This window comes from Mesorhizobium wenxiniae, assembly GCF_002284535.1.
Lineage (GTDB): Bacteria > Pseudomonadota > Alphaproteobacteria > Rhizobiales > Rhizobiaceae > Mesorhizobium > Mesorhizobium wenxiniae.
Genome location: NZ_NPKH01000016.1, coordinates 257,751 through 274,927, shown reverse-complemented (window position 1 = coordinate 274,927; position 17,177 = coordinate 257,751). Strand labels below are relative to the sequence as shown.

The following is a 17,177-nucleotide window of genomic DNA, read 5'->3' as shown; positions in this document are numbered from 1 at the left end:
TCCGCCAGCGCATCGGCAACGGCCATTCAACTCAGGTCGACTACTTTAGATGCTTGGATCGTCACAACTGACTTGGTGCCACTGATCCATCTGCCGCTCGTGTCTTGCCTACCTGGGCCGAGTTCGGGGCATCCTCAGCCAAGAGCGTGGTCGGCCGCGGTCCAACTGGTGCATGACCGGGGTCACCATAACGCCATGCATAACAATTGAACTCAGAACGGCGAAGCAGACGGTTACCCAAAGAATTGTCGCACCCTCGAATTCAGCCTGCCCAAGTGCAAATGCGAGGTAGTAGAACGATCCAAGGCCGCGTATTCCAAAAAAAGCAATCACGGCCTTTTCGCGTGATGACGTCTGAAATCCGATTAGCCCAACCCACGCCGCGAGCGGGCGCACAACGAAAAGCACCAAGGCGGTCGTGACGATCACCTGCCAACTCAAGGCGCCAAAAATCGACCCTTCTGCGATGGCTGCCCCAAAGCAGACCAGCAGGACCATCATCAGCAATCGCTCAATCTGCTCCGCGAAGTCGTGCAAGCTCTCATGATACTCGTGCTGGCGTTCGACAGACCGTAGCGCAACGGCCGCGACGAACACCGCAAGGAAGCCGTAGCCGTGAAGCATTTCGGTCGAGCCGTACGCAAGGCAAGTGATACCGAGCGCAACGAAGCCGTCTCTCGTCTCTGACAAACCCGACCGTTTTGGCAGATGAAACGTAAGGTAGCCCATAACTTTTCCGCCCAGCCATCCGATGCCAACGCCTGCGGCGATCTTCCAGAGAACGTCAACGGCGAGCCAGCGTGTGAAGAAAGGCTCGCCGGACGCACTGGACAGCGCAATTGCGATGGCGAGATAGACGAACGGAAACGCCGCTCCATCATTGAGCCCGGCCTCGGAGGTGAGAGCAAAACGCACATCATCCTCCTTGCCGGATTGAGGTGGACCAACCTGTATGTCGCTTGCCAGAACAGGATCAGTAGGCGCGAGAGCAGCCCCAAGCAGAAGTGCGGCAGCAAGGCCAAGCCCGAGAATTGACCAGCCGAGAAATGCAATTCCTGCGACCGTCAGAGGCATGGCGATGCCGAGAAGGCGCCATGACGGCTCCCAACCCCGCCAACTCACCGGCCGGTCCAGCTTCAGGCCTGCCCCCATCAGGGCGACGATGATAACCGACTCTGTGAGGCGCTCGGTTAGTATCCGGTTCTCGAGTGGGTTCACCCCTACGAGCGGAGAGAATGGCGACCAAACCAAAAGAACCCCGATCCCGATGCAAACCATTGGCAGCGAAACCGGAAGCTTCCTAAGAAACAGGGGTAGCCAGGCCGTGAGGAGCACGATTGCTCCAAAAACCGCCAAGAGGAGGGCATTGGATTGCATGTGGCTTAAGCCGTTGACGGCATGTTCGAAGCGCCAACATGCTTCCAACCCGAGCACAAACAGGCACCCCTCCTTACCCAATATTCGCTCGCCATATGCTTCCCAACGCGTCGTTCGACCGACGCAATCGTAGCACGGACATAGAGCCGCTGTCCGCGCCCTAAGGCAGATCACCGTCGGCGGCGACCCGCGGCCATATGCGGAGGCGCTATCGCGGCTTATCCTTCTCGAAATCGGTAGCTAAAGCTCGAGCAGGATTGATCCGTCCGCCGCACATCAGTTCATTGGCCATACGATCATTAGCATCGGCACAGCAACGATGACGACGAGGAACGATAGCGGCAGTCCCAGACGTGGATAATCGCTGAAGCGGTAGCCGCCCGGCCCCATGACGAGCGTGTTGCACTGGTGGCCGATCGGGGTGAGAAAATCGCAGCCGGCGCCAATGGCGACCGCCATCAGAAATGCTTCCGGCCTGTAGCCGAGATCGCCGGCGAACTCGGCGGCGATAGGCGCCATGACCAGAACGGTGGCGGCATTGTTGAGGAATGGTGTAACGGCCATGGCAGCGACAAGGATGAGCATCAATGCGCCGGCCGCCGGAAGAACGGTGCCCAGTCTGGCAAGCTCGCCGGCTATTACTCCTGTGGCCCCTGTACTGCGTAGCGAATCGCTCACTGGAATGAGAAGGGCGAGCATGATGAGGATTGGACCATCCAGCGATTGGTAGACGTCCCGGACCGGAATGACCCTGAAAAGCACCATTCCGACCGCGGCCGCAAAGAACGCGACGGAGACGGGGAGCAGCCCAAACGCAGTCGCCAACATAGCGAGAGCAAGGATCGTTACCGGCACGATACCCTTGCGCACGCTACCAAGCAGGATAGCCCGTTCTGCCAGCGGCAGGCAGCCGAGTTCACGCAGTATCTCGGGTATCGTCGCTGCATTGCCCTGCAACACGATGACATCACCGAGCCTTAGCTGGATTTCGGCCAGCCTACGGTCGAGGCGCTCGCCGTGACGGCTGACAGCCAGGAGGTTGACATTGAAGCGGTCGTAAAGGGCAAGGCGCTGGGCTGACCAGCCGATCAAAGGGGAGCTTTCACCGATCACGGCTTCGATAGCGATCATCTCGCTGGCCGTGTCGTCACTGCCGACCCTATCGCCCGTGACGCTGAGCTTGCCCTGCGAGACAAGGCGATCCAGCGCCTCTGGGTCGCCCTCGAGCAGCAGGATGTCGTTCGCTTTGAGGACAACATCGGGCAGTGGTGTCATCCGCATAGTCCGGTTGCGCAGGATCGACGTCACGATAGCATCGCCGCCGGACAGCTTAATGAGGTCTGCGACGGTTTTCCCAAGCACCGTGGATTCGCTGACAATTCGGGCCTCTGTCAGGTAATTCTTGATGGCGATGGCCTCATTCAGCGAACCGCCGAGCTTTTCGCGCACCGGTAACAGCCAATAGAAAAGCAGCAGGAAGATCGTTCCGGCGGCGGCTAGGGCGGCTCCAACAGGTGTAAAGTCGAACATTGTGAAGGCGGTGCCGGTCAGCTCCTCCCGCACACGGGACACAACGATATTGGGAGATGTTCCCACCTGCGTCATGAGCCCGCCGAGCAGTGATCCGAACGCCATAGGCATCAGGAATATCGAGGGTGAAACGCTCGACCGGCGCGCGAACTGGAAGGCGATCGGAATCATGATAGCGAGCGCACCGATATTCTTTACAAAGGCAGACAGGATCGTGACCACGATCACCAGCAGCGCCAATTGCGACCGAACGCCCGATAGGTTGGGAACAAAGCGCTTGATGGCGATTTCCATGATGCCCGAGCGGGCTATGCCTGCGCTCACCAGCAGGGCACTGCCGACAATGACCACGATATCGTCGCTGAACCCGCTGAAGGCCTCGTCAAAAGGCACGATGCCAACCGCGAGTGCAAGCAACAGTGCCGCGGCTGCGACCAGATCATATCGATACCGACCCCAAACGAGCGCCGCCATCATCACGAAGATGACGGCGAACGACAGAATTTGCGGCGTAGTCATGTCTTCGGATGCTCCGCCGCTAATGCGGCTGATCAGAACGGCCAAACCGCCCTTTTGTTGCCTTCGCTGATCACGGTTTTGCTAACACGGTTCTAGATGCTGAGCTTCCATGCTTGCGAACAAGCCCGTGTCGGCGATGGTCCTGCCTCTTGGGGGCCATCCTAGCAGCGTTGCATCAAGGTGCGCGATCGGTCAGTGCGCTTGCACCTTCCTCCGCGGCGCAATGTGCGCAGCAGTAGATAATGTCACCTTGTTCGACGCCATGTCCGATGATCCGGCACCCGCAATGCGGGCAGAGCGGCGCAAGTTTGTGGATCGCGCATTCGAAGCTGTCGAACGTATAGGTTTCCTCAGCCAGCTTCACTTCGAAAGCCTTGTCGTAGTCATTCCCGCATTGACCGCATCTGGCCATAGTTCTTTCCTTCTTCTTCATTGGCTCAAGCTCGACCAACCCGCCGCATGGCGACAGGTTCCCGTCAGGATCGTAGAGTCATTAGCAGGAGACGAGCGCGAGCCGGCGTCACGCGCGCCGATCGATCAAGCGGATCACCTCCTCGATGCCCCGCGGCTCGATGTCGAGTTCCTTCAGGCCAGGCGCGCCGATTGCTGCCACATTGTCGTGCCGCATAAGATCGACCTGGTTGCGCGTTATGGGCGCGGCCGGAAGGAGTTCCGCGACGCCGGCCAAGGCGCCCCACGCCGCAAACGGCACCGGCATCAGCCTGATGTGGGTACCGAGCTGTCGGGCGATCTCCCGCAGCAGTTCCTTATAGGTGTAGATGCGCGGGCCACCGAATTCGAGTGTAAATGAGCCCTTGTGGTTTCGCCCGTCGATAAGCCGGCCCACTGCTTCTGCGACGTCTGCCACATAGACCGGCTGAAGCCGTGTGCCACCATCGCCGAACAGCGGATAGACCGGCAGGAGACGTATCAGCCTCACAATCGTCGTGAGGAAAACGTCGTCAGGTCCTGTCATGACGGCGGGACGAACAATGAAGGCGCCGGGAAATGCGCTCGCCACCGCCTCTTCTCCGCGCCCACGTGCCCCAATATATTTCGAATCCGATTGAGGATCGGAGCCGATCCCCGAAATCTGGACGAACCGGTCTACCCCGCCATCGCGCGACGCAGCGGCGAGATCAGCGGCAGCTTTCACATGCACGCGTTCAAACGTCTGCGCGCCCTGCTCGACATAAAGACTGACAGCATTCACGACCGCCTGTGATCCGGCAATGGCCGAGCCGATCGAGGACGCATCCAATATATCCGCCTCGACGGCTTCGGGCATCCTTGCAGTCGAAGAAAAGACCGGGCCCACACGAGCCGGGTGGCGGGATGCGGCGCGGACCGTGAAGCCTCTTTCAAGGAGGCGCTTCACGATCCTGCGCCCGAGAAAGCCTGTTCCGCCGAACACAGTGGCGATCCGTTCCGTGTTGAGATCGTCTGGATCCATCGCCATCCCTTCTTCGCGTGCCGGCCAAGCGCCTGCCGCGAGGATTGCCCCTGGCCGGCGTATGAACCAGCCGTCGAACATCAGGACGGTTGGAGAACAATGCAGGAACGCTTTTTGTTCCAGTCAGCGCTGGGTTGATCGGGGGACGGCCGATGTCGCCATAGAAGGGCGAGTGTTTGCCGCTGAGTTGCTTTATCCGTGCTATCAAGACTGGTCGAGGCACTGCAGCGTCGAAATTGACAAATCATCGCTTGCAAATCGGTCGCCGCTGTCTTTTGCTCGCGCGACAGTTGTCCCATGACTGTTGAATGGTTGGCGAACGGATGAACAAAATCGATCGGCGACGGCCAGAGTCTGAAGCGGACGCCACCGTAAATGCCGCGCGGCTTGGAACGCGGTTGCGCCTCGCCCGGCAGACACGGGGCATGACGCTGAAGACGCTGGCGACAGCTGCGAACTGCTCTGAAAGCCTTTTGTCCAAGATCGAGAACGGCAAGGCTTCGCCATCCCTGCCCATGCTTCACCGCCTGGTCGAAGTTCTGGGGACCAATATCGGCTGGATGTTCGAACAGGTCGACGACGACGAGGCGATCGTGTTCCGCGCAGGCGCGCGGCCATTGATCTCGCTCGACGCGCTGAGGCGCGGCGAGGGCATTTCGCTTGAGCGCATCATTCCGTATTCGCCCGGTCACCTGCTGCAGTGCAATATCCATCATATCGAGGCGGACGGCGAGAGCGAAGGCCCCATCCAGCACGTCGGCGAGGAAGTCGGCTATGTGCTCGCTGGCCGGATCAAGCTGATCGTCGATGGCAAGAGCCATGATCTCGCCACTGGCGATGCGTTCGTGTTCAGGTCGGAGCTGCCGCACCATTACCGCAACATCGGCAAGGAGAGAGCCAGCATTTTCTGGGTCAACACGCCGGCGACGTTCTGACGGCGCTCAGAGATCAAATTCGTTGACAAATATTCAAGTCTCTTGAATGTTTGCCTCGTGCCTAAGCACCAATGGGACCAGCCGAACAGGTTTGGCCCGCAAGCAAGGGGAACCGTAAATGCGTCCGTTCAAACTTCTCTTCCGTTGCGCCGCCGTCATCGCCATTTGCTCGACCGCGATGGGATCGGCGTTCGCCGATACGTTCGCTCTCGTCAACATCAACCAGCAGGCCCTGTTCTTCAACCAGATCAATGAGGGCGCGCAGAAGGCCGCCGACGCCGCAGGCGCCAAGCTGGTCATCTTCAATGCCAACAACGTGCCGAGCGCGCAAAATGACGCGATCGAGAACTATATCACACAGAAAGTCGACGGCATCATTTTAGTCGCCATCGACGTGAACGGCGTCAAGCCTGCAATCACCGCCGCGAAGGCGGCCGGCATCCCCGTGATCGCCATCGACGCGCAGATTCCCGACGGCGACAACGTTGCGTTCATCGGTGTCGACAACGCCAAGGCTGGCGAGGATATCGGCAAATTCTACGCGGACTATGTCAAGTCGGAGATGGGCGGCACTGCCAAGATCGGCATTGTCGGCGCGCTTAATTCGTACATCCAGAACCAGCGGCTCGACGGTTTCAAGAAGGCGGTCACCGACAGCGGCTTGGCGATCACCTTCCTCGACACGGTCGACGGCCAGAATGTTCAGGAGACCGCAATGAGCGCTTCGGAGAATTTGATGACCGCCAATCCGGACATGACGACGCTATATGCGACCGGCGAGCCGGCGTTGCTCGGCGCTGTTTCGGCCGTAACCAGCCAAGGCCGCACCGGCGACGTCAAGGTGTTCGGCTGGGACCTGACCAAGCAGGTCATTCAGGGCATTGACGATGGTTGGGTGGTGGCGGTCGTCCAGCAGGACCCTGCCGGCGAAGGCAAGGCCGCTGTCGAAGCATTGACCAAGCTCAAGAAGGGCGAAACGGTCGACCCGATCATCAATATTCCGGTGACGATCGTAACCAAGGAGAATGTCGAGCAATACCGCGCGATGTTCCAGTAAACTGCGTCGATGACCGGTCCGCGGCGCCGCTTGAGGCTACGCTGCGGACACTTTGCAAATCCCGTGGGATCCAAGATGAGCAGTGGCGAGACCTATCGGGTGCGGATGAGCGGCATCTCAAAGCGCTACAACGCCATCCAGACGCTCGATGATGTGTCGCTGGTGCTGAAGCCGGGCGAGGTCCTGGGACTGGTCGGCGACAATGGCGCGGGAAAGTCGACATTGAGCAAGGTGCTGTCGGGGGCGGTGGTTCCCGATGCCGGCACGATCGAGATCGATGGCATGCCGGTGACCTTCAACTCGCCGGCGGATTCGCGTGCAGCGCGCGTCGAGATGGTCTATCAGGATCTGTCGCTCTGCGACACGGTCGATGTCGCCGGCAATCTCTTTCTCGGCCGCGAGCCGCGCCGCCGCATCGCCGGCATTTCCTTTCTCGACAAGAAGCGCATGCACGAACAGACGCGCCAGATGCTCGATCGACTCGGCATCGTTATCGCCGACACGCGGCTCAAGGTCGAGAACCTGTCCGGCGGACAGCGGCAGTCGATCGCGATCGGCCGCGCCGCCTCGTTCGAGCCGTCCGTGCTGATTATGGATGAGCCGACGGCAGCGCTTGCCGTCGCCGAGGTCGAGGCTGTGCTCGACCTGATCCGCGCAGTGAGCGCCCGCGGCGTCAGCGTTATTCTGATCACCCACCGCCTTCAGGATCTGTTCCTCGTATGCGACCGCATTCAGGTCATGTACGAAGGACGCAACGTCGCCGAGCGGCTGATCGGCGAAACCAATATCGAAGATGTCGTCAACCTGATCGTGGGCCGCAAATTCAGCGCTCGTTCGGCCACCAGCGCCTATCGCGATGGAGCGCCAGCATGAGCGACGTGAGTTCGACCCACTCCGCTCAGTCTCGAAGGGTTCGCGAAGGCACATGGCGAGATGCGGTGCTCGCCAATGGCAGTGTCGTGTCGATCGCGTTGTTCTTTCTTGTGGTTTGCGTCATCTTCTCGGTGACGACGGACGCTTTTCTGACGTCGCCCAATCTGCTGAACATCCTGCGGCAGTCGGCCCCGCTGCTGATCGTCGCCGCAGCGATGACCTTCGTCATCACCACGGGCGGCATCGACCTTTCTGTCGGCTCCGTGCTGGCGCTGGTGGCAACGTTGTCGGCGACACTGCTGCAGCTGGGCCTGCCATGGCCGGCGGTCATCCTGGCCATGCTTGCGCTGGGTGCCTTGCTTGGCGCGGTGCAAGGCTATTTCGTTGCTTATGAGGGCATCCCGGCCTTCATCGTCACGCTTGCCGGGCTTTCGGTGATCCGTGGCGTGGCGCTGCTGATCACCGGCGGCTACTCGATCCCGATCGAGCCGGGAAGCCCTTTCACGGTGCTGGGCCGCGCCTGGTTTCTTGGCGTGCCGGCGCCTGCGCTGATCGCGCTGGCGATCCTTGCGATCGCCTATATCGCCTTCAACGAGACGCCGTTCGGCCGCTACGTGACCGGCATCGGAGCCAACGCCGAAGCGGTCAGGCGCGCCGGCGTCAACACGCGGCTGACGACGCTTTTCGTTTACGTGATTTCCGCCGCCGCGGCAGCACTTGCGGGGATCATCATTGCGGCCCGGCTCGGATCCGGATCGTCGAACGCCGGGCAAGGCTTTGAGCTCGAAGTGATCGCTGCGGTCGTGCTTGGCGGCACCAGCCTGTTCGGCGGCCGCGGAACGATTATCGGCACGGTGCTCGGCGCGCTTACCGTGGCCGTCATCGGCAACGGCCTGATCCTGGCGCATCTGTCGCCCTTCCTGACGCCGATCGTGACCGGAACGATCATCCTGGTCGCCATCTGGCTGAACTTCCGCCTGTTCCGCGGCGCCGTACGGAGCCGTTGAGCCTATGAGTGATCTCTTCGATGACGCAGCTCCCAGGCAGCGGCTGGCGATCGGGGTCGAATCCGGCCAGGTGATGACTGTGCTCGGCCCCGTTCCGGTCGAAGAAATGGGCGTTACCCTGATGCACGAGCACATCCTGCTCGACGGCGCGCGCACCTGGAAACGCCCCTGTCATCCCGACGACATGGCGCTCGCCGAGCAGCCCGTGAACATCGAGATCATCGGCGAACTGCGCATGAACCCTTACGTCAACCGCGACAATGTTTCGCTCGGCGACAGCGACCTGGCGCTGTCTGAGCTGCAACGCTATCGCGCGCTCGGCGGCCACACCGTCGTCGACGCGACCAATATCGGCATCGGCCGTGAAGCGGAAAAGCTCGCCCGCATCAGCCGCATGTCCGGCCTGAAGATCGTCATGGGCACCGGCTTCTATCTGGAGCACACCCATCCCGAATGGCTGAAGACCATGGATGTCGACGCGGTGACCGAATTCATCGTCAACGATGTCGGCGGCGGCGAGATGCAGCCGACGATCCTGGCCGGTCTGATCGGCGAGGTCGGCGTCAGCAAGGACTTCACCTCCGAGGAACGAAAGTCACTGCGAGCTTCGGCGCGGGCCTCGCGCATCACGGGCGTGCCGCTGTCGATCCATTTGCCCGGCTGGGAGCGGCTGGCGCACGAGGTGCTCGATGTCGTCGAGGCAGAGGGCGCCGATCTTCGCCACACCGTGCTCTGCCATATGAACCCCAGCCACAACGATCTCGACTATCAGACAAGCCTCGCCCGGCGCGGCGCTTTCCTGGAATACGACATGATCGGCATGGACTATTATTATGCCGATCAGGACGCGCAATCGCCCTCCGATGAAGAGAATGCACGGGCACTTGCGGCACTTATCGACGCCGGCTTCGGCGACCGCCTGCTGCTGTCGCAGGATGTGTTCCTCAAGATCATGCTGACCCGCTTCGGCGGTTTCGGCTACGGCTATATCCTCAAGCATTTCGTACCGCGCCTGAAACGGCATGGCGTCGAGCAACCAGCCATCGACCGCATGCTGGTCGCCAATCCGAGGGCTGTGTTCTCGCGGCGGAACTGACTTACGACGGAGTTCAAATGTCCAAGAAAAAGATTCTGCTAGCCGGTGAATCCTGGGTGTCGACCGCGACCCATATCAAAGGCTTCGACCAGTTTCCGACGGTCACCTACCACACCGGCGCCGACGAATTGCTGACGGCGCTGAAGGCGACCGACTTCGATGTGACCTTCATGCCGGCGCATGAGGCGCAGCGCAGCTTTCCGCAAACAATGGAGGCGCTCTCGGCCTATGATGCGGTGGTGCTCTCCGACATCGGCGCCAACACGCTGCTTTTGCATCCCGACACTTGGGTTCACTCGAAGCCGACGCCGAACCGTTTGCGCCTGCTGCGCGATTATGTGCGCGACGGCGGCGGGCTTTTGATGTTTGGCGGCTATTATAGCTTCCAGGGCATTAATGGCGGCGCGCGCTATCGCAAGACGCCGGTCGAGGAGGTGCTGCCGGTGAACTGCCTCGCCTTCGACGACCGCGTCGAGGTGCCGGAAGGGTTTTCGCCTGTTCTGAAAGGCTCCTCGGACCACCCGATCTTGAAGGGTCTCGGTTCGGCTTGGCCAATCCTGCTCGGCTTCAACGAGGTGACGCTGAAAGACGGGGCGGAAGTTCTGGCAACCGTGTCTTCGGATTACGGATCGCTGCCGTTGCTCGTCGCCGGCCACTATGGCAAGGGCCGCACTGTGGCCTGGACATCCGATGTCGGGCCGCATTGGCTGCCACCGGAGTTCATCGCCTGGAAAGGCTACAAAACCCTGTTCGAACAGATGCTGAACTGGGCGACCGGTGAGAGCTGAGCGATGCATGTCCATGTCGTGGGCAATGCCTGCGTAGACACGATGTTTCGCGTCGGCCGCTTCCCCGCCGCCGGCGAGACTTTGAACGCCAGCAGCTACGCCGACGGCCTCGGCGGCAAAGGCGCAAACCAGGCCGTTGCGGCCGCGCGCACGGGTGCTGCGGTGACGTTTTGGACGGCGCTCGGCAAGGACCGCGCAGGCGCATGGATCCGAGCCTCTCTCGACAGGGAGTTGTCCGACCTCGAGGTGAGCGAATTCGACCTGCCGAGCGACCGCTCGACCATCGTCATTGAGGCCGGCGGCGAGAACTTCATCGTCAGCGGTGTCGCCTGCAGCGAAGCGTTCGATCCGATCGCGCAAACGGCACTTGCGCGACGGATCGCGTTCGGCGACATCGTCGTCTGTCAGGGAAACCTGCGAGGCGCCGCGATAAATGCCTGCCTGCGGGCAGCACAGGAAAATGGCGCGCGCACCGTCCTGAACGCCAGTCCTATCAATGCCGCGGCTTTGCCTGACTTCGGTCTGGCGCAGCTGTTGGTCGTGAACCAATCCGAGGCGAAAGCACTGACCGGCGAGGGTGATATGGCAGCTGCGGCCGACGCGCTCGCGGCCAAAGGCGCCGGAACAGTCGTGATCACACTTGGCGCGGAAGGTTGTCTCGTGCTTGGCCCGGACCAGGAAGCACCGCTTCGTTTGCCGGCGCCCGGCGTCGAAGCGCTCGACACCAGCGGCGCCGGCGATGTGTTTTGCGGCTGTCTGGCCGGCGGGCTTTCCAAAGGAATGTCGGTTACCTCAGCGCTGAAGTTCGCGCTCGCGGCCGCGGCAATTGCGGTGACTCGCCCGGGCACATTGATATCCTGTCCTTCCGCGCCTGAAATGGCGGCGCTCATCGATGATACGGAGCTCTCATGACCCAACTCGGCCAATCGGGCGCCGACGCGCTCGTAGAACTTTTCGGCCGCACCAAGGTGGTGATCGGTGTCGTTCATCTTGCGCCGCTTCCTGGCTCGCCGCGCTTTGACGGCGAGGCGGTCGAGGCGATCTATCAGCGGGGTCTCGATGATGCGAGGTCCTATCTCGACGCCGGATGTGACGGCGTGATCGTCGAGAATCATGGCGACATCCCCTTTGCAAAACCTGACGATATCGGACCGGAGACAGCGGCCTATATGGCGGTCGTTTCCGACCGTATCCGCCGCGAACTCGGCAAGCCGGTCGGCATCAATGTGCTCGCTAACGCCGCGATCCCTGCCCTTGCGATCGCCAGTGCCGCCGGCGCGGGTTTCATCCGCGTCAATCAATGGGCGAATGCCTATGTCGCCAACGAGGGATTTGTCGAGGGCGAGTCGGGTCGCGCGGCGCGCTACCGCGCCAAGCTTCGCGCCAACGGCATCCGCGTTTTCGCCGATGCTCATGTCAAGCATGGCGCACACGCCATCGTTGCCGACCGGCCTGTGGAGGAACTGGTCAAGGATCTGGTCTTCTTCGACGCCGACGCCATCATTGCGACCGGTCAGCGCACCGGGCACGCTGCGGATCTGAGCTACATCCGCATGATCAAGGAGGCCGCCGGCCTACCGACGCTGGTCGGCAGCGGCGTGACGCCCGACAATGCTAACGATATCCTTGGCATCGTCGATGGCGTCATCATCGCCAGCGCACTGAAGCATGACGGCGTCTGGTGGAACCAGGTTGACCCTGCCAGAGTAAAGACCTTCATGGCCGGGCTGAGGCGATGATCGAGCGGCAATGATGCCATTCTGTTTGTGGCCGGAGCGAAGTCGCGGGGCCGCAAACGCAGATGCCAACAGGCAACGACGACACTCAGGCCGCAGTCACCTTGTCGTTGATCCTGCAACCCATTCGGACCGGTACCAGTCGACGAATTTCTTCAGACCATCTTCGATCGAAACGCTCGGCTTGAAGCCGAAATCGCGCTCCAGTGCCGTCATGTCGGCATAGGTCCGCTCGACGTCGCTGCTCTGCATCGGCTCGCTGTGGCGGATCGCCTTTACACCGAGCAGTCTTTCCAGAGTGTCGATGAAATCGCCCAGCCGCACCGGCCGGTTGTTGCCGACGTTGTAAATCCTGCTGGGTGGGGCATCGGCCATGGGCGGCTTGTCGAGCACGGCAACGACCGCCCGCACCACATCGTCGACATACGTGAAATCCCGCCACATCTCGCCATTGTTGAATACCCGGATCGGCTTTCCCTCGAGGATCGCCTTGGTGAATATCCAATAGGCCATGTCGGGCCGGCCCCAAGGGCCGTAGACGGTGAAAAACCGCAAGCCGGTTTGCGGCACCCCGAAGAGATGGGCATAGGTGTGGCTCATCAATTCATCTGACTTCTTGGTAGCAGCGTAGAGCGAGACGGGCCTGTCGACCTGATCGGTCTCGCTGAACGGCACCTTGCGGTTGCCGCCATAGACCGAACTCGACGAGGCATAGACCAGATGCTCGAATGCTGGCTGCGCGCGACAGAATTCGAGCACTTCGAGATGGCCGACGACATTGGAACGGGCATAGAGCCTCGGATTGTCGAGTGAATGGCGCACACCCGCCTGAGCGGCGAGATGGACAATCCTGGTTATGCCTTGCCCGGCCAAAGCGGTGGCGAGCGCGCCCTGTTCGGCGATCTCGATCTCATGAAATGAAAAATTCTTGTGGGGCTGAAGGCGGGCGAGCCGCCCCTCTTTGAGCGCCAGGTCGTAATAGTCGTTCATATTGTCGACGCCGACGACTGCTTCCCCCCTGCTCAAGAGGTGGTGGCAAACGTAGCTGCCAATGAATCCCGCGGCTCCAGTGACAAGTATAGGCAACAAGGTTCTCCATGCACATGATCGCGAAATCGAGATCGATTTCCGAAACGACCATGTGCAACATCAAAATGCTACATCCGAATGAAGGACCGTCTCAGCTCGTGCTATAGCCGATAGGCGCTACCGACAAGCTGTGCTGTCGAAGCGTCAGCTCGCCTCGCGCAGAGCCTCGGCCGCCTGCAGATCGACCGACACGAGCTGGCTAACGCCCTGCTCGGCCATGGTCACCCCGAACAGCCGGTTCATGCGGGCCATGGTGATCGGGTTGTGCGTGATGATGACGAAGCGCGTCTCGGTGGTGGCGGCCATTTCGTCCATCAGATTGCAGAAACGCTCGACATTGTGATCGTCGAGCGGTGCGTCGACTTCGTCGAGCACGCAGATCGGCGCGGGATTGGTCAGGAACACGGCGAAGATCAGAGACATCGCCGTCAACGCCTGTTCGCCGCCGGAAAGCAGCGTCATCGTCTGCGGCTTCTTGCCGGGCGGCCGCGCAAGGATTTCGAGACCGGCCTCGAGCGGATCGTCGGACTCGATCAGTTGCAGTTCCGCCGTCCCGCCGCCGAACAGATGCGAAAACAGCCGCTGGAAATGACCGTTGACCACGTCGAAGGCAGCCAGCAGCCGTTCGCGGCCTTCGCGGTTCAGGCTCTGGATCGCCTGCCGCAGCTTGCGGATGGCCTCGATGATGTCCTCGCGTTCGGAAACGATGGTCTCGAGCCGATCGGATAGTTCCTTCTGCTCTTCCTCGGCGCGCAGATTGACGGCGCCCAGGCGCTCGCGCTCGATCTTCAGCCGGTCGAGCTGACGCTCGATCTCAGTCATCTCCGGCATCGGGCTGTCGGCCTCCAGGCCGGTGTGGCGGATGACCAGATGCGGCGGCGTGTTGAGCGTTTCCTGAATGCGCGCCTCGACCTCCAGCCGTCTTTCGTCGGCAGCGGTCAGCCGCTCTTCGGCGCGGACGCGCGTTTCGCGCGCCTCGGCCAACGACTGAATTGCTGATGTCGCGGCCTTGTCCAGTTCGGACTGCTTGTTCTCCGCCTCCTGCAACCGGTCGCCGGCTGCCTGGCGCAGGCTTTCGGCTTCGGCAAGCTGCGACAGCAAGGCGCGCCGCTTGGCGTCGATCTCGTCGGGTGCGTCGGCCAGTCTTTCGCGCTCGGCCTCGGCCTCGGCCTTGCGTTCGCCGAGTGCCGCGATCTGCGTCGAGGCGTTTTCGGCGCGCTCCAGCCAGTTGCGGCGTTCCTGGCCGATGGCGTCGAGGCGGCGCGTTCGCGCTTCGGCTTCCCGCCTCAAGCCTTCATGGACGGCGCGGGCATCGGCAAGGGTGGCGCGGTCGCGAGCGACGTTGGCGGCCGACTGTTCGAGCTGCAACTGCAGATCACCGAGGTCGGGAGCGCTTTGCAGCAGCATCTCCGCCTCGACGAATGCCGCCGCCGTCTCTTCATGGCTGTCGACGATACGCGCGCGGGCCTCGTCAAGCGCGGCGCGTCGGCTCGACAGCTCGCCGCCGGCCTTCTCGGCCTCGGCCAGCGCGTTGCGGGCGGCGTCCAGCCCATGCTGGGCATCGCGCCCGGCTTGACGGGCGTAGCGCTCGGCCTCGCTCGCCCGGGCAAGCGCCTGCTCGGCATGGGCAAGAGCCTCTTCGGCCTGGCGCAGGATGCGGGTCGCGTGGACCGCCTCGGCGTCGAGCTCGGCCAGCCGGTTTTTCTGCGCCAGCCGCTGCGCGGCCGCGGTCGGCGCGTCGGCGCTGGCGGTGAACCCATCCCAACGCCAAAGCGCCCCTTCGCGGCTGACCAGCCGTTGCCCGGGAGCAAGCAGCGCTTGCAGCCGCTTTCCGTCGCCGGCCTCGACGATGCCGATCTGCGCCAATCGGCGGGCCAGTTGCGCCGGCGCGCGCACCACAGTGGCAAGGCTCTTGATGCCTTCGGGTAGAGCGGCGTCGCCGGGCTGGATCTCGCTTTGCCCCCAATGCACCGGCGCGCTGCGGTCGAGCGGCACATCGAGTTCCTCGCCAAGGGCCGCGCCCAGCGCCGTCTCGTAGCCGCGTTCGACGCTGATCTGCTCCAGGACAGAGGGGAAGAGGTCGCCGCTCGCGGCATTCAGGATCTTGGCCAGTGTACGGGCCTCAGTTTCAATCCGCGCCAGCTCGGCCTTTGCATCCTGAACCGGCGGGCGGGCAGCGCTTTCCGCCGCGCGCGCATCGACGACAGCCTGTTCGGCGGCAATCGTTGCGGCTTCGGTCTCCTCCAGCAGCGCCAGCGCCTGTTCGACCAGCAGCCGCTTCTCGGCGGGATCGGGCAGGCCGGCGACCCTCGAAACGATGTCGGACAATTCCCGGTCGACATCGGCGAGCTGGCGGGCGAAACGGTCGCGGCGCTCGGCGGTATCGCGCAGCGTTCGTTCGATCTGGTTGCGGGAGGCGGCGGTCTCCGCCCGTTCGGCCGTGAGGCCAGCGAGTTTGGCTTCACTCGCGGCAAGCGTCGACGCCGCCTGTTCGAACGCCGCCCGGGTGCTGGCCTCGCGCTCGGCGGCGCCGGCGTTCTCAGTGTTGAGCACGGCTTCTTCGGCGGCGAGGCGCTCAAGAATATCCGCATTGTCTCGGACCATCCGCTCCTCGCGGACGATGTCGCCGTCGAGCTGCTGGAGCCGGCGGTCGAGTTCTGCTTGGCGGGCGCGGATGCGGCCCGCTTCCTCTTCGATCTGCGTCTTGGCGATCGACAGGCGCTGGAAGGCGGCAGCGGCGGCGGCTTCCGCATCGCGCAGTTCCGGCAACCGATGCGCGCTGATCCCTTGCTCCCTGGCGGCAGCCATCTGGGCGGCGGCGCGGTCGCCGACCAGTGCCGTGGCAATCGCCAGCGCCGAGCGCGCCTCGCCTTCTTGTGTTTTGGCCAACGTCCAGCGCAGATGCAGCAGCGTCGCCTCGGCCTTGCGGATGTCGGCCGACAGGTTCTTGAAGCGCGAGGCCTGGCGGGCCTGGCGCTTCAGGCTTTCGATCTGGCTTTCCAGCTCGCCGACGACGTCGTCCAGCCGTTCCAGATTCTGTTCGGCCGCCTTCAGACGCAGCTCCGCCTCGTGACGGCGTGTGTGCAGACCCGAAATTCCGGCCGCCTCTTCCAGCAGCGCGCGGCGCGCCTGCGGCTTTGCCTGAATCAGCTCGCCGATGCGGCCTTGCCCGACCATCGAGGGCGAGCGCGCGCCGGTCGACTGGTCGGCGAAAAGCAGTTGCACGTCCTTGGCGCGGGCTTCCTTGCCGTTGATACGGTAGAGCGAACCCGCCTCGCGCTCGATGCGGCGTGAAACCTGCAGTTCGTCTGCGTCGTTGAAGGCGGAGGGCGCGCTACGGTCGCTGTTGTCGAGGAAAAGAGTGACTTCGGCGGTGTTGCGGGCAGGACGCGTTCCCGAGCCGGAAAAGATGACGTCGTCCATGCCGGACGCGCGCATGTTCTTGTACGAGCTTTCGCCCATCACCCAGCGCAGCGCCTCGACAAGGTTCGACTTGCCGCAGCCGTTCGGCCCGACGATGCCGGTCAGGCCGCGTTCGATAACGAACTCGCCGGGTTCGACGAAGGACTTGAAACCGAGCAGGCGAAGGCGCGAGAACTTCATTCGCGCCGCCCAATAGCCAAGTTCCGCAAAACTGTTCGGCGGTTTTGCGACAGGGCGCCAGGCGCGCGGCACGACAAAAAGCCACGCACGCCTAAGCGCAGCCGCTTCGGCGCC

General features: G+C 62.4%; 14 protein-coding genes. 8 read left to right on the top strand and 6 right to left on the bottom strand.

All coding sequences use genetic code 11. The annotated features are described in order from the left end of the window. Positions 1 to 108: 108 nt before the first annotated feature. The 4 genes from CIT31_RS09190 to CIT31_RS09175 form a co-directional block, all read right to left on the bottom strand. The gene (locus tag CIT31_RS09190; protein WP_095518322.1) at positions 109 to 1,377 is read right to left on the bottom strand and encodes a cation:proton antiporter; all 1,269 of its coding nucleotides are present in this window, start codon (positions 1,375 to 1,377) and stop codon (positions 109 to 111) included. A gap of 276 nt (positions 1,378 to 1,653) precedes the next feature. Further along, positions 1,654 to 3,426 (bottom strand): SLC13 family permease, encoded by a 1,773-nt coding sequence (locus tag CIT31_RS09185; protein WP_095518321.1) that lies wholly within the window; start codon positions 3,424 to 3,426, stop codon positions 1,654 to 1,656. Between the two features lie 175 nt (positions 3,427 to 3,601). Continuing rightward, the gene (locus tag CIT31_RS09180; RefSeq protein WP_245316148.1) at positions 3,602 to 3,859 is read right to left on the bottom strand and encodes a hypothetical protein; all 258 of its coding nucleotides are present in this window, start codon (positions 3,857 to 3,859) and stop codon (positions 3,602 to 3,604) included. An 87-nt stretch (positions 3,860 to 3,946) separates the two neighbouring features. Then, entirely contained in the window at positions 3,947 to 4,885 is a 939-nt protein-coding gene (locus CIT31_RS09175; RefSeq protein ID WP_095518423.1) for a complex I NDUFA9 subunit family protein, read from the bottom strand. A 317-nt stretch (positions 4,886 to 5,202) separates the two neighbouring features. On the opposite strand from CIT31_RS09175, the gene CIT31_RS09170 reads away from it, so the two are divergent. From CIT31_RS09170 to CIT31_RS09135, 8 genes are all read left to right on the top strand, one after another. Continuing rightward, complete coding sequence (locus tag CIT31_RS09170; protein WP_095518422.1) at positions 5,203 to 5,814, top strand: cupin domain-containing protein; 612 nt, start codon at positions 5,203 to 5,205, stop codon at positions 5,812 to 5,814. 118 nt (positions 5,815 to 5,932) lie between these two features. Continuing rightward, the gene (locus tag CIT31_RS09165; RefSeq protein WP_095518320.1) at positions 5,933 to 6,871 is read left to right on the top strand and encodes an ABC transporter substrate-binding protein; all 939 of its coding nucleotides are present in this window, start codon (positions 5,933 to 5,935) and stop codon (positions 6,869 to 6,871) included. Positions 6,872 to 6,946: 75 nt separating this feature from the next. After that, positions 6,947 to 7,744 carry an ATP-binding cassette domain-containing protein gene (locus CIT31_RS09160; protein WP_095518319.1) on the top strand — a complete coding sequence of 266 codons (798 nt, stop codon included), beginning with the start codon at positions 6,947 to 6,949 and terminating at the stop codon, positions 7,742 to 7,744. Next, positions 7,741 to 8,751 carry an ABC transporter permease gene (locus tag CIT31_RS09155; RefSeq protein WP_029355682.1) on the top strand — a complete coding sequence of 337 codons (1,011 nt, stop codon included), beginning with the start codon at positions 7,741 to 7,743 and terminating at the stop codon, positions 8,749 to 8,751. Before CIT31_RS09160 ends, CIT31_RS09155 begins: the two co-directional genes overlap by 4 nt. 4 nt (positions 8,752 to 8,755) lie before the next feature. Continuing rightward, on the top strand, positions 8,756 to 9,847 hold the full coding sequence (locus CIT31_RS09150) for a phosphotriesterase family protein (RefSeq protein WP_095518318.1): 1,092 nt from the start codon (positions 8,756 to 8,758) through the stop codon (positions 9,845 to 9,847). Between the two features lie 17 nt (positions 9,848 to 9,864). Next, positions 9,865 to 10,635: a glutamine amidotransferase gene (locus tag CIT31_RS09145; protein ID WP_065006247.1), complete on the top strand. Its 771-nt coding sequence runs from the start codon at positions 9,865 to 9,867 to the stop codon at positions 10,633 to 10,635. Positions 10,636 to 10,638: 3 nt separating this feature from the next. Next, positions 10,639 to 11,547 carry a PfkB family carbohydrate kinase gene (locus CIT31_RS09140; RefSeq protein ID WP_095518317.1) on the top strand — a complete coding sequence of 303 codons (909 nt, stop codon included), beginning with the start codon at positions 10,639 to 10,641 and terminating at the stop codon, positions 11,545 to 11,547. Further along, on the top strand, positions 11,544 to 12,374 hold the full coding sequence (locus CIT31_RS09135; RefSeq protein ID WP_095518316.1) for a BtpA/SgcQ family protein: 831 nt from the start codon (positions 11,544 to 11,546) through the stop codon (positions 12,372 to 12,374). The genes CIT31_RS09140 and CIT31_RS09135 overlap by 4 nt, the downstream gene beginning before the upstream one ends. 96 nt (positions 12,375 to 12,470) lie before the next feature. On the opposite strand, the gene CIT31_RS09130 is transcribed toward CIT31_RS09135, so the two are convergent. Both CIT31_RS09130 and smc read right to left on the bottom strand, forming a co-directional pair. After that, positions 12,471 to 13,457 carry an NAD-dependent epimerase/dehydratase family protein gene (locus CIT31_RS09130; protein WP_095518421.1) on the bottom strand — a complete coding sequence of 329 codons (987 nt, stop codon included), beginning with the start codon at positions 13,455 to 13,457 and terminating at the stop codon, positions 12,471 to 12,473. A 147-nt stretch (positions 13,458 to 13,604) separates the two neighbouring features. Further along, the gene (gene smc / locus CIT31_RS09125; protein WP_095518420.1) at positions 13,605 to 17,063 is read right to left on the bottom strand and encodes a chromosome segregation protein SMC; all 3,459 of its coding nucleotides are present in this window, start codon (positions 17,061 to 17,063) and stop codon (positions 13,605 to 13,607) included. Positions 17,064 to 17,177 lie beyond the last annotated feature (114 nt).

Excerpts from the sequence above, each read along its gene's own strand:
- CIT31_RS09160 (WP_095518319.1), top strand. The coding sequence starts at position 6,947 with ATGAGCAGTGGCGAGACCTATCGGGTGCGGATGAGCGGCATCTCAAAG.
- smc (WP_095518420.1), bottom strand. The coding sequence starts at position 17,063 with ATGAAGTTCTCGCGCCTTCGCCTGCTCGGTTTCAAGTCCTTCGTCGAA.
- CIT31_RS09190 (WP_095518322.1), bottom strand. The coding sequence starts at position 1,377 with ATGCAATCCAATGCCCTCCTCTTGGCGGTTTTTGGAGCAATCGTGCTC.
- CIT31_RS09140 (WP_095518317.1), top strand. The coding sequence starts at position 10,639 with ATGCATGTCCATGTCGTGGGCAATGCCTGCGTAGACACGATGTTTCGC.
- CIT31_RS09185 (WP_095518321.1), bottom strand. The coding sequence starts at position 3,426 with ATGACTACGCCGCAAATTCTGTCGTTCGCCGTCATCTTCGTGATGATG.
- CIT31_RS09170 (WP_095518422.1), top strand. The coding sequence starts at position 5,203 with ATGAACAAAATCGATCGGCGACGGCCAGAGTCTGAAGCGGACGCCACC.
- CIT31_RS09135 (WP_095518316.1), top strand. The coding sequence starts at position 11,544 with ATGACCCAACTCGGCCAATCGGGCGCCGACGCGCTCGTAGAACTTTTC.
- CIT31_RS09155 (WP_029355682.1), top strand. The coding sequence starts at position 7,741 with ATGAGCGACGTGAGTTCGACCCACTCCGCTCAGTCTCGAAGGGTTCGC.
- CIT31_RS09145 (WP_065006247.1), top strand. The coding sequence starts at position 9,865 with ATGTCCAAGAAAAAGATTCTGCTAGCCGGTGAATCCTGGGTGTCGACC.
- CIT31_RS09180 (WP_245316148.1), bottom strand. The coding sequence starts at position 3,859 with ATGAAGAAGAAGGAAAGAACTATGGCCAGATGCGGTCAATGCGGGAAT.
- CIT31_RS09165 (WP_095518320.1), top strand. The coding sequence starts at position 5,933 with ATGCGTCCGTTCAAACTTCTCTTCCGTTGCGCCGCCGTCATCGCCATT.
- CIT31_RS09175 (WP_095518423.1), bottom strand. The coding sequence starts at position 4,885 with ATGGCGATGGATCCAGACGATCTCAACACGGAACGGATCGCCACTGTG.
- CIT31_RS09150 (WP_095518318.1), top strand. The coding sequence starts at position 8,756 with ATGAGTGATCTCTTCGATGACGCAGCTCCCAGGCAGCGGCTGGCGATC.